This is a genomic window from Corynebacterium sp. HMSC074C11 (genome assembly GCF_001809455.1).
GTDB classification, from domain to species: domain Bacteria; phylum Actinomycetota; class Actinomycetes; order Mycobacteriales; family Mycobacteriaceae; genus Corynebacterium; species Corynebacterium amycolatum.
Window position 1 is genome coordinate 473,343 of the sequence record NZ_KV797740.1, and the last position, 13,080, is coordinate 486,422.

Consider the following 13,080-nt stretch of genomic DNA (forward strand, 5'->3'; position numbering starts at 1 on the left):
TCCCAGCGGGGAAACACTGTTTCCTGCCTGCGGAATTCTTTTGCTTTTGGGGTGCTGGACCCGTTGACCTCGTTGCTATTCCGGACTCCCTACTTTAGGGGGGCAAACTATTTTCCCTCTGACATGACCACAGAACCGCATCAGAAAAACATGATGGATTCCTCATGATTTATGGCATAGTGTCCTGGCAAGGATTTGGAAACAAAAGATGTTTTCATTTCGTACCCCACAAGACAAGGACCTCAGCCACGTGAAATACGAAAAACTCGCCACTTTGCAGACCAATGTCGTAAATGCTCCAGATCTGGGTACTTTTGCAGTCACTTTCGCCGGTCAATCGCAACCATGGCTGGACACTCTCTCCAGCGTCATGGCCAGTGGCAACTCAAAGAAACTACGGGAAGTTTTCACTCGCGCTGAGGAACTGCTCGCACCGCTTGACGACGATCTCATCGGCCAGCTTCCCGCAGGTTTCGACCCCTTTGGTTGGGCAATCTCACTCGTGACAGACGACCCATTTACCGGAGATACAACCAACCCTGCAGTCAGCGTGCCGGGCATCGTATTAGCACAGTTGGGCATTGTTGAGTTGCTGGCAAAGCAGGGAATTAATATCGATGACGCGATAGCGGTAACCGGTCATTCGCAAGGTGTTCTTACCGCTGAGATTGTCGCTCATCCAGAGAAGGCAGCAGAACTGCTTGCACTAGCTCGCCTCATCGGTGTGGCGTGTGCGCGCGGAAGCCGAGTAGCCGGATTTGGGCGCGCGCCGATGATGAGTATCTCTGGCCTAACGGTCGAGGAGTTGGAACCTTTCCTCTCCCAGGACTGTGTCATCGGTCTGAAGAATACGCAGACCACCAGCGTAGTTATCGGCAAGCAAGATGAACTAGAACAGCTGGCAGAGCAGCTCACAGCGCAGCAGCAGAAGGGGCGGGCTGTCGAATGTACAGTTTTGCCAGTTAGCGGCGCATTCCATCACCCAGCACTGGCGCCTGCTGCGGCATGGGTAGTGGAGCGAGCTGAGCGCATTGGGCTGGATGCAGAAACAGCTGACTGGCTTGCGCGTGCAATCTTGGTTGACTCCAGCGATTGGAGCGCTGAGGTGCGGGGGCTCATCGACCAAGGGGCAACCACCATTTTGGATCTGGGGCCACACACGGGCGTCGTCAAGCTGACAGAACGTAACGCTGAAGGGTACGGCGTGGCGGTGATTGCTGCGGCAACAGCTGCGGGGAGGAGCATCCTGTCTGAGAGCGACATTGAGTATCCGACATCGTGGCTGGAGTTTGCACCGCGGCTGGTCACTGGGGTTAAGCCCCGTGTCGAGACGAAGTTCACCAAGTTGACCGGGCGCTCGCCAATTCTGCTCGGCGGTATGACCCCGACAACTGTTGACCCTGAAATTGTGGCGGCTGCAGCGAATGCCGGGTTCTGGGCAGAGCTGGCCGGTGGCGGCCAGGTCACGCCGGAAATCTTCGAGGCTAATGTGGCGCGACTCTCCGAACTGCTCGAGGAGGGCCGCAGCGCACAGTTCAACACCATGTTTTTGGATCCGTACCTGTGGGGTTTGCACATTGGAAGCCGGCGTTTGCTCCCGCGTGCGGTGGCAGCCGGTCGACCGATTGATGGTGTCACCATCTCTGCGGGCATCCCCGAGGTGGACGAGGCAGTAGAGCTAGTAAAGCAGCTGCGCGAGGGCGGAATTCCGTATATTTCCTTCAAGCCGGGCACAATCGCACAAATCGAGTCGGTGCTCGAAATCGCGGATACCTTGGCGCAGCATGGCACGCCGTATCCAATCATCATGCAAGTTGAAGGTGGGCGTGCTGGTGGCCATCACTCCTGGGAAGACCTCGATGACCTGCTAATTAACACCTACGCAAAGATCCGCAGGCGAGATGTAGTGCTTGCTGTTGGCGGTGGCATCGGCAAGCCAGAACAGTCCCGTGATTATCTGATGGGCACGTGGTCGACACGTTACGGGTTGGCGCCGATGCCGGTAGATGCTGTCATCATCGGCACAGCTGCGATGGCGGCAAAGGAGTCGACCGCCTCTGAGTCCGTGAAACAAATGCTGGTCGACACCGTCGGCACTGACAACTGGATTCCCGCCGGTAGCGCCATGGATGGCATGGCGTCGGGGCGTAGCCAGTTGGGTGCTGATATCCACGAAATTGAAAACGCCGCAGCACGCGCAGGCAGATTGCTTGACGAAGTCGCAGGTGACCTCACTAAGGTCACCGAACGACGCGCGGAGATCATCGAGGCAATTAACTCCACCGCGAAGCCGTACTTCGGAGATGTCAGCACCATGACGTATGCCGAGGTGCTGAACCGCTATCTCGAATTGTGCGCGCCCGAGGGGACGTTCCTCGATCCAACGTGGTCGACGCGCTTCGTCGCACTCGTCGACCGCGTAGAGGCACGACTAAGTGCAGTCGACGCGGGCACGTTTGCCGCGCTTGCCGACGGCGACAGCTTGCGCACCCAGCCGCGCAGCGAAATCTCGCGACTGTCCGGCCTGCTAGACCTGGATACCCAGCTCCATCCAGCAGATGTCACCTTCTTTATCTCTGAGCTCTGCCGCACCCCGGGCAAGCCTGTGCCGTTCGTTCCGGTTATCGATGCTGAGGTTCGTCGCTGGTGGCGATCGGACTCCCTATGGCAGGCGCATGACTCTCGCTACGATGCGGATCAAGTCTGCATCATCCCAGGGCCGCAAGCTGTTTCGGGCATTACCCGCGCGAATGAGCCAGTAGCAGAGATTCTGGGCCGGTTTGAAAAAGCTACCGCACAGGCATTGATGGATACCGGCTACCTGCCGGAGGTACCTGTTGACGCCCTCAGCCGGATGCTCGCAGCACCTGTGATTTGGTGGGCTGGCCGACAGCAGCCGAACCCGGCGCTGGCACTCGGCGCGGAACATGAGTGGGTATGTGTATCTGAAGCAAGTGATGTCTCTCGTTCGCAACGCCTGGAACACCCAGGTACTGGTGCCATTGTGGAGACCATTGGAGCTGATGGGAGCAATGATGAGGGCGGGGAGGACCTCATCTGGGCACAGCTGACGGTGCCGCTGCCCGATGCTGCGGGTGAGAATACGAAACTGCGAATTCGCCTGTGCCAGAGTGCAGCGGTGGGCGCAGTGCCCGTCGTTAAGCATGAGGATGCGACAGCCGCGATGCGGGAACTGACGCGAATCGCAGCTGGCGGTGAGCTTGCAAACATCGTCGATGGGGTCGCGGAGTGGGAATCCGTGTGGGATCCGATGGCGATGGCTGACTACGATGCGGTCACTATTGCAGCTGCCGGCGATGAGTCACAGGCGACGGTGCCGGACGCGTTGGTTGGGCATGCTTGGCCAGCGATTTTTGCGGCAGTCGCGCAGGCGCGTACTGAGACCGGCATTGATGTTGTTGAGGGCATGCTCGCGCTTGTTCACCTTGAGCATCACATTCGTATGATTGGGGCTCTGCCGCAGGAAACCACAACGTTGCGGATTAGTGCGCGTGTCGACGAGGTCGTTGATACGGACTTAGGGCGGCTCGTTGTGGTGCGCGCGGAGGTTCGTGATGGCGGTACGCTGCTCGCTACCTTGAGTGAACGCTTTGCCATTCGTGGCCGAAACGGCGGCGAGACAGCGCGGACCAACACTGTGCCATTTCCAACGGTCACGGATACGCCACGAAGTTTCCGCGGTGCGTTGACCGTGGAAGCGCCTAAGGCGATGGAGCCATTTAGCTATGTCACGGGCGATCGCAATCCTATCCACGTCGATTCCCGTGCAGCAGTGCTCGCTGGTCTACCAGGGGTTATTGTCCATGGAATGTGGCTGTCGGCGATGGCCGAGCATGCGGCTGTTGTCACGTCGGATGCCGGCATGGGCAATCGGGTGATTGAGTTCACTGCGACTATGCTGAGCCCGGTTCTACCTGGACAGCAAGTGAAATTCTCTGTCGAACGCCGTGGTTTTGATGACCGCCCAGGCGCCGGTGAAGTCCGCGAAGTCACGGCCACAGTAGATGGCGAGCTGGTATTGACCGCCACTGCTGTAATCGCCGCACCGACGACCGCATATGTCTTCCCTGGTCAGGGGATTCAATCACAGGGGATGGGGCTGTCTGCTCGGACTCGCAGCGTAGCGGCCCGCCGCGTGTGGGACCAGGCTGATGCGATGACCCGAGAGAAGCTTGGCTTTTCCGTACTGGCTATTGTCCGGGACAACCCGGTAGAGGTGGTCGTGGATGGTGTGCGCTATTTCCACCCAGAAGGTGTTCTGAATCTGACTCAGTTCACCCAGGTTGCGATGGCGACGTTGGGGCTGGCACAGGTTGCGGAGCTCCGTGAAGCAGGGCTGCTAGATGAAACAGCTCACTTTGCGGGACACTCTGTCGGTGAGTACAACGCGCTGGCGGCTTTCGCTGGTGCGCTTGACGCAGACGCCGTGTTGGAGGTTGTCTACCGCCGCGGTTTGACCATGCATGAACTGGTCGAACGTGATGAGCAGGGGAGGTCCAACTATGGTTTGTGCGCCTTGCGTCCGGACAAGATTGGCGTGGGCGAGGACGAGGTCACTGAGTTTGTTAATCGGTTGTCGCAGGAAACCGGTGAGTTCCTCGAAGTCGTAAATCTCAACCTGGCAGGCAAGCAGTACGCCGTCGCCGGCACCGTCGCGGGGCTGGCGGCATTGGCTGAACAGTGCGAGCGCCGTAGCTCGGACGGCAAGGGATTCGTGCGTATCCCAGGTATTGATGTGCCATTCCACTCCAGTGTCCTGCGCGACGGTGTGGATTCCTTCCGTAAACACCTGGAGCGGCTGCTGCCGGCGGAGATCGCTCCAGAACGCCTGGTGGGACGCTATATCCCGAATCTCACCGCGACCTCTTTTGAGCTGACTGAGAAGTTCGTCCGCCAGATGGCTGCAGTCGTCGACTCAGACATTCTGGAACACATCCTTGCCGATTTCGGCACTGCCGCTGAAAACCCGGCGCGCCTGGCCCGCATGTTGCTGGTCGAGCTGCTGGCCTGGCAATTCTGCTCACCGGTGAGGTGGATTGAAACGCAGGATCTGCTGCTTGAGGCTCTCGGTGTCAGCCGCATTATTGAAGTCGGGGTAGGTACAGCGCCCACACTGGCAAACCTGGCTGCCCGTACCTGCCAGCTGCCCCGTCACCGGAGCCGTGACATTCGAGTGCTCAATCTCGAACGTGATGCTGATGCAGTGTTTATGCGCGACCAAATTCAGCCGGAAAAGACTGAGCTCGAGTCGGAGGTGACAACAGAGCAGGACGCGGCGCAGGCTCTATCTGGAGAATCAGGAGCAGCGGGAGTAGCGGCCGCAGCGGGAGCAGCGGAGCCGGCAGTATCCACCGACCAATCCGCGGCGACCGAACAGGCCACCACGATCACGAGTTCTGCCACTCCGGCTGCCGAAGTTGCTGATATTTCCGTCAGCCCGGCACAAGCGCTGGAAGTTCTTATTTGCCAATGGACGAAGGTGCGCCCCGACCAGCTCGGTGCCGCTGACTCCATCGAGACTCTGGTCGATGGAGTCTCATCTCGACGCAATCAACTGTTGCTCGATCTCGGAGTGGAATTCGAGCTCGGTTCAATCGAGGGGGCAGCAGATGCGGAACTGGCGGATCTAAAGGACAAGATTGATAGCTTGGCCAGTGGGTATTCGGCATTCGGTCCGATTCTCTCCGAAGCCATTGCCGACGGTATTCGCCGGATTACCGGTCCCGCTGGTGCAGGCGCGAATTACATTGATGATTATGTGCTGGGTGAATGGCAGCTTGGCAAGGGGTGGGCAAGCGCAGTCAGTGCTGAGATTATGCTTGGTACTCGTGAGGGCGCATCCCTGCGCGGCGGCGATCTTGCGCATCTGGCACCGGCCGCCCCAACCAGTACTGCTGAACTCAACCAGCTGATCGATGAAGCGATCCTTGCGGTCGCCACGCAGCGCGGTGTAGCTGTCGCTAAGCCGTCGGCAAGTGACAGTGGCGCTGGGGTGGTCGACTCGGCTGCACTCACTGAGTTTGCAGATAAACTGACAGGTCAGCGAGGCATTCTTGCTACCGCGGCACGCACGATTCTGGAGCAACTCGGCCACGAGATTACCGATGCCATTGACTTCGATGCCGAAGACGCCGACAGCAACCTGGTAAATCTTGTCACCGCTGAACTCGGCGCGGACTGGCCGAAGCTGGTCACCCCGACGTTTACGCCCACCAAGGCAGTGCTTCTCGACGACCGCTGGGCCACCTCCCGCGATGACCTCGCGCGCCTATGGGCAGCCGCTGATGAGGATGTGGCTGGCACCGCGCCGGGCAGTATCCATGAAACCGCAGTTGAGCAGGCACAGTGGTGGGCTGCCAAGGCAGACGAGGCAGGACGGACACAGTTGGCGAGTATCTACCGCCAGTTGGCGGATGAGGTCATCACGAATGTGGACGAACTGCCGATGAGCTCCGACATTGCAGTTGTTACCGGCGCATCGCCAAATTCGATTGGTTCTGCCGTAACTGCACAGCTGCTGTCTCAGGGGGCAACCGTTGTTGTTACCACTTCACGCCTTGGACGCGAACGCCTGAGCTTCTACAAGCAGCTCTATCGCGTGAATGCGCAGGGCGAGGCGAAGCTGTGGGTGGTACCGGCGAACTTGTCCAGTTTCCAGGACCTGGATTCCCTTATCGACTGGATTGGAACCGAGCAGACTACGACGATTGGTGCGGAAGTGGTCGTGACCAAGCCCGCACTGTCACCGACGCTACTCTTCCCGTTCGCGGCGCCTACGGTTTCGGGCTCGCTTGCCGACGCCGGTCCCGCGTCCGAGACCCAAATGCGTCTGCTTCTGTGGTCGGTGGAACGACTCATCGCAGGGATGTCAGCACTTGGCGGGGACAATAATCTGCAGCATCGTTTGCACGTGGTGCTGCCGGGTTCACCGAACCGTGGTCGCTTCGGCGGCGATGGTGCCTATGGTGAAGCCAAGGCCGCTCTCGACGCAGTGGTGGCGCGCTGGAATGTGGAGGACGCTTGGCGTAGGCGCACCACTCTGGCTCATGCACAGATTGGTTGGGTCCGAGGAACCAACCTGATGGGTGGAAACGATCCGTTGGTTGCTGCAGTGGAAGCAAAGGGAGTCCGCACCTTCTCCACCGAAGAAATGGCAGCTGAACTGATTGAGCTCGCGAGCTCGGAGACTCGGAAGAATGCTCAAACCCGCCCGATTCAGGCCGATCTCACCGGTGGATTGGGTGACGTTGACCTCAACATTGCGCAATTGGCGCAGGAGGCTGCACAGGCGGCTGGCCTATCAGCTCAAAACTCCGAGGTCGCTAGCGGGGCGCGCTCGCAGGAGCCGTCGTCAAGCCGTGTCTTAAGCAGCCTGCCAAGCCCGCGTCGACCGATTTCGCAGACAACACCAACCTTTGGTGACATCGCAGCGGCTCCGGAGGACATGGTGGTCATCGTGGGCGCCGGCGAGCTTGGACCGTACGGTTCTTCCCGGACGCGCTTTGAGGCCGAAGTCGATGATATTTCTGCAGCGGGAATTGTGGAATTGGCCTGGTCAATGGGGCTGATTTCCTATGAGGGCGGCTGGCGCGATGCCGATGGGCAACCGTTGGCAGAAAGCGACATTGCTTCGCGCTACCGCGATGAAGTGTTGGCGCGAGTTGGTGTGCGTCGTTACGCCGATGATGGCGATTTGGTTGATAATACGATGACTGAGCTGACCACGGTCTACCTGGATCGAGCGTTGAGCTTTGCGGTGCGCGATCGCGCGGCAGCGGAGACTTTTGTCAGTTCCAACCCGGACAACACCACTGCGAGCTTCGATGCCGAGACAGGGCAGTGGCTTGTGACACGAGCCGCTGGCACGCCGGTTCAGGTTCCGCGCCGAATGGCGATGAGCCGCTATGTTGGCGGTCAAATTCCGCAGGGCTTTGACCCGGCACGCTACGGTATTCCGGCGGACATGATGGACAATCTGGACCGCGTGAGCTTGTGGAACATCGTTTGTACTGTTGATGCGTTCCTGTCATCGGGCTTCAGCCCAGCGCAACTGCTGGAAGCGGTCAACCCGGCGCGAGTGTCGTCGACGCAGGGCACAGGTATTGGTGCGATGGAGTCGCTGCGCAGTCTCTACATCGACGGCCTGCTGGGGCAACCGCGAGCCAATGACGTCCTGCAGGAGGCATTGCCAAATGTTATTGCCGCCCACGTTATGCAGTCTTATGTCGGTGGCTACGGGCAGATGATTCACCCTGTCGCAGCCTGTGCGACGGCAGCGGTGTCGGTGGAGGAGGGCGTCGACAAGATAGCCCTGGGTAAGGCAGATTTCGTTGTCGCGGGTGGCTTCGATGACCTATCCGCAGAGGGGATCACAGGTTTCGGCGACATGGCCGCCACAGCTGACTCCGCCACCATGGAAGATAAGGGTATCGACCATGCGTACTTCTCCAGGCCTAACGATCGTCGACGCGGAGGCTTCGTGGAATCGCAAGGTGGCGGAACGGTGCTGTTGGCTCGCGGAGACATCGCTCGTGACATGGGACTCCCCGTGCTCGGTGTCGTCGCATACGCCCAGTCCTTCGCCGACGGCGCGCACACATCCATCCCGGCGCCGGGTTTGGGTGCACTAGCGGCAGCTCAGGGCGGCGAGAAGTCTCGGTTGGCTCGCGCACTTGCATCACTCGATGTCACTGGGGATCAGGTCGTGGTGTTGTCCAAGCACGATACCTCGACCAATGCCAATGACCCCAATGAGTCTGAACTGCATGAACGCATTGCAGATGAACTCGGTCGCGAGCGCTCGAACCCGCTGCTGGTGGTCTCTCAGAAATCCCTGACCGGACACGCCAAGGGTGGGGCTGCAGCGTTCCAGATCATTGGTCTGACTCAAGTATTGCGTAGCGGCATTGTGCCAGGTAATCGATCGCTGGACTGCGTCGATCCCGCATTGGCTGAGCATTCTCGTTTGGTATGGCCAACGAAGGCAGTCAATTTCGGCAATACGTTGCCGCTGAAGGCTGGCTTTGTTACCTCGCTCGGGTTCGGACATGTCTCGGCACTGGTGGCAGTCGTCCATCCGGAAGCTTTCTATCAAGCGATAGTGCAGCACGATGGCGCTGAGGCTGCGGAACGCTGGCGTAGCGCGGCGCACAACCGCGAAGCGGCTGGTCTGCGTCGCATTGATGAGGCTATTTACGGTGGGGAAACTCTCTACGAGCGTCCACGCGAGCGAAACCTGGCGGACGGTGGTCGGTTCGGTTCACCCGCTGCATTGGAAAAGGCCGTTCTGCTTTCCGATGGCGCCCGTCTGATCGATGGTGTCCTCCAGCCATGATTGGCGTAGACCTCGTCTATATTCCGAGCTTCGAAGAGCAGCTGAATATGCCAGGAAGTCAGTTCGCGCAGGCGGTTTTCACACCGGCTGAGCTACTGATAGCAAAGCGCCGCGGAGCAGTCGGCGGCGCGCTGGCGCGTCACTTAGCGGGCCGCTGGGCTGCGAAGGAAGCCTTCATCAAGGCCTGGTCGCAGACTATCTTCGGCAGCCAGCCGCCGATTGCGCGAGATCGGCTGGACTGGCGGGAAATAGAGGTGCAGCCGGATGCCTACGGTCGCGTGAGCATCAGTCTCCACGGAGCTGTAAGCCGCCATTTCCACGATCAGGAGTGGCAGCTGGGGCCGTCGTTAAGCATCTCGCACGACGGCGACTACGCAATCGCCGTCGTACGCTTGGACTAGTCCGGCGCGGTGCTAATCGACGGACTTTTGACGGCGACCGACCAGGATGCCAGCACCGAAGATTAGCGCGCCCAGGATTGCGCCGGTTCCGGCGACTGCGGCGGTTTGGAGCGGGGAATTGGTCGCGGCCTGCTGAGTCTGCACAACTTCGTCGAGCCCATTACCGGAAGCGTTGGACTTTGCGGAAGCCTTGCCAGATGCCTTGGATGCGCCGCTGGCCTTGGACTCTCCGGTCTTGGAGGCACCGGCCTTCACAGCTTCTTCGCGTTCCTTGGCGGAGCCACCGACGCTGAGATCCGTGGCCGTGTCCTGGCTGCGGTCGGAAGAACCATGTGCAGCAAAGGTGTAGAGTGCGCAGTCATTTTCGACGCAGTTGGCGGCCGAGGTGACGGCCTCGACATTGAGCGTGGTAGAGAAGCTTCCGTCGGAGGACATCTGGGAGGTGCGGACAAACTCAGCGGCGGAGAAAGCATCAGCGTTGGTGGTGGAGAACTTGTTCTTCTCAGCCACTGCGACGTAGATGCCGTTGCCGCTGGTTTTGAATCCGGTGCCGGAGACGGTAATTGCGGTGCTGCCCGATGGGTTCAGTTCCGTGGTGGACAGGCTTACCGCCGGGGTTCCGGTCGAGGAGCTGCTGTCGTTGGAGCTGCTGGAGCTGCTAGAGCCGCTGGAACCGGTGGTGCTACTCGACCCACTAGACCCTGTGCTGCCACTGGCGCTGGAGCTTGCGCTGCCGGCGGACTGTGAGGAGCCACCGCCGGACGGCAGGGTAGCGTCCTGCTTAGCAGCTCCGCCGGCAAACGATACTGCTGTCGCTGTGTCCTGGCTGCGGTCGGAAGAACCGTGAGCAGCAATGGTGTAGACCGAGCAAGCGTTCTGCATGCAGTCTGCCGTGCCAAACTTCGCGCTGACCGGAAGATCCACGCTGAAGCTGCCGTCGGACTTCAGGTTGCCGCGAGAGGTAGACACAAACTTGGTATCCGGGCCGAAGGAATCGGCGTTGGTCACATCCATCTGGTCATTTTGCGCGATACCGACGTAGATGCCCGGTCCAGAGGTCTTGAATCCCTTGCCTTCAACTCGAATGGTGTCGCCGCTCGGGTTCAAGTCTGAGGTCTTGGACAGGCTCACCAATGCGCTACCTCGTGACTGCGACGGTGACTGTGCGCCCGAACCAGTGCTCTGGCCACCACTCGGTGCCGCGCCGGTGGAACCCTGCGATTGAGCAGCCTGGGAAGTAGCACCCGCCTTGAAAGTGATGGGGACCCACTGGTCATTGCTGCGGTCAGAAAGATTAGGGAACGCAGTAAAGGAGGCTACGTAGCACTGGGTGGAGGTGCAGTCGACATCGCCAAAGCTGGTCGCGACTTTCATCTCCTGCGTAAAACTTCCGTCAGCGCCGACCGTGACCTTGGCCGCTTCGCCATAGGTCGAGGGGTAGCCCGACTTTGGCTTCTCGATTGTCTGGGCCAGGTAAATATTTGCGTTAGCGGGGTAGCCGACTCCCTTGATGGTCACGGTGGCGCCGTCGGAAAGATCAGTGGCAGGGGTCACGGAGAGCTGGCGCTCAGACTGATCGATGCTACCGCCGAGAAGGTCACCGATGCCGGGGAGCGAACCGCCGAGCTGTCCAATCGATGGCAGCGACTGTGCCGATGCGGGGACTGCGGGTAGAAATCCCGTACTCACTACGATTGCCGAAGCTAGAACAATAGAGCGGGGAAGCAGGCTCCGTCGGAAAGCGCCCTGCGTCGTGGACATGTAAACCTCTGATTCTGTTTGGGAGTTCCGGCGCAGGCACGGCGAAAAACAAGCAACCCCACCGCGCTGACCAGAGTAAAGCGTAAACTAAGGCAAGCCTACCCTCCGCGTATTGGTAAGGGCAATAAATGCCCCTGCCGAGGTGAGGAGGGGAGCTTTCTAGTCTGCTGCTTCTGCGACGCTCATGAGATAAGAGATAGTCATGCGTTTGATTTCCTGCACCGTCAGCTCGTAATGAGCTTCCCGTTCAGCATCACTTCCCGGATGGTCAACCGCATAATTCAGCAGGGCGTACGTCGCGTTAATCATGAGGTCGGAGATGAAATTCAGTTCCGCATCGCTTGACGACGGCACCAGCGGGCGCAGCACCTTTGAAATCTCGGTGACCAGGCGTGCCTTCGTATCTTCTGCGGTCGCGCGTGTAGCGGGCGTCGATTGAACGGCCAGCCATACGGCTCTTCTAGAAACGTCCTCGCGCCACAGTTTTGCCAGGTGGTCGATGAACTCCGAGAGAAACTCCGGCCATTTCAGGGTGGGGACTGTTTCACCGAAGCGTGAGACTTCCTCAATGACGGCCTCGGTGTCCTGACGGTCGAGCTCGCAGATCATCACATACTTGTTTGCGAAAAATTGGTAGAGCGTGCCAATGGGGATATCGGCAAGGCGAGCGACTTCGTCGAAAGTGAAAGACTCAAACCCGTGCTCGATGAGCACTGTGCGTGCCGAGCTGAGCATGCGTGCGTACCGCTCTCGGCTGCGTTGTTGAGCCGGAGTGCGACGGGGACGAAGAATATTCGGTGCGTCCTGGGATTGAGTCACTACTACGAAACCGTCTAATCGGGATGATATGAGATGAGAGTTTGGGGCCGGGGCCAGAGCAGGTCTTGCGACAAGCTAGCTGTCGGAAGCCTGTGATTCCACGCCCAAATCACGCAGTACTCGCTGGACGTGCCCCTTGGCACGAACGTTGTACCAGGCCTTTTCAATTTCTCCTTCGGCATTAACCAGGAAAGTCGAGCGGATGACGCCCTGGACAACCTTGCCGTAGTTCTTCTTCTCGCCGAAAGCGCCGAACGCGGTCATAGTTTCTTTGTCCGGATCGGACAGGAGGGTGAAGTTCAAGCCGTGGTCCTCACGGAAGTTTGCGAGTTTTGCCGGCTTGTCCGGAGAAATACCTACAACAGGAATGCCGGCATCGTTCAGGGCTGCGGATTCATCGCGGAAGTCGCATGCCTCAGTGGTGCAGCCTGGGGTGTTGGCCCGCGGGTAGAAGTAAATCAGCACTGGCTTGCCCGCGTAGTCCGACAGAGAAACCTGCTCGTCGGCGTCGTTGAGAAGAGTAAACGCCGGGGCAGGATCGCCAGCTTCCAATCGGATGTTGTTCTGGCCGTATTCTTTGTCGCTGGAGGAAGAAGTAGTCATGGCTTAATCGTATCGACTCTGGAGCGGTGCGTGGCGACTCTGAAGCAATGCATTGAGTTTTTCCCGTGCTCGCCCACGTTGCTGTAGCGGAAGTGTTAGTCTTTTAGGCGAACAATCACTTTAGATATTCAACTTTTTAGG

Annotated in this window: 5 protein-coding genes; 2 read left to right on the forward strand and 3 right to left on the reverse strand. The window is 59.2% G+C overall.

The features are described from left to right. Window positions 1-208: 208 nt before the first annotated feature. Both HMPREF2614_RS10460 and HMPREF2614_RS10465 read left to right on the forward strand, forming a co-directional pair. Window positions 209-9,355 carry a type I polyketide synthase gene (locus HMPREF2614_RS10460; RefSeq protein WP_246815702.1) on the forward strand — a complete coding sequence of 3,049 codons (9,147 nt, stop codon included), beginning with the start codon at window positions 209-211 and terminating at the stop codon, window positions 9,353-9,355. Beyond that, window positions 9,352-9,756: a holo-ACP synthase AcpS gene (locus HMPREF2614_RS10465; RefSeq protein ID WP_038628039.1), complete on the forward strand. Its 405-nt coding sequence runs from the start codon at window positions 9,352-9,354 to the stop codon at window positions 9,754-9,756. The genes HMPREF2614_RS10460 and HMPREF2614_RS10465 overlap by 4 nt, the downstream gene beginning before the upstream one ends. 12 nt (window positions 9,757-9,768) lie before the next feature. On the opposite strand, the gene HMPREF2614_RS10470 is transcribed toward HMPREF2614_RS10465, so the two are convergent. The 3 genes from HMPREF2614_RS10470 to bcp all read right to left on the reverse strand — a co-directional run bounded on the left by HMPREF2614_RS10470 (window position 9,769) and on the right by bcp (window position 12,939). Continuing rightward, window positions 9,769-11,517, reverse strand: coding sequence for a neocarzinostatin apoprotein domain-containing protein (locus tag HMPREF2614_RS10470; protein ID WP_038628042.1), 1,749 nt, complete (start codon window positions 11,515-11,517; stop codon window positions 9,769-9,771). A gap of 159 nt (window positions 11,518-11,676) precedes the next feature. After that, window positions 11,677-12,336, reverse strand: a complete 660-nt coding sequence (locus HMPREF2614_RS10475) for a TetR/AcrR family transcriptional regulator (protein WP_038628044.1) — start codon at window positions 12,334-12,336, stop codon at window positions 11,677-11,679. Window positions 12,337-12,411: 75 nt separating this feature from the next. After that, entirely contained in the window at window positions 12,412-12,939 is a 528-nt protein-coding gene (gene bcp / locus HMPREF2614_RS10480; RefSeq protein WP_038628046.1) for a thioredoxin-dependent thiol peroxidase, read from the reverse strand. Window positions 12,940-13,080: the final 141 nt, after the last annotated feature.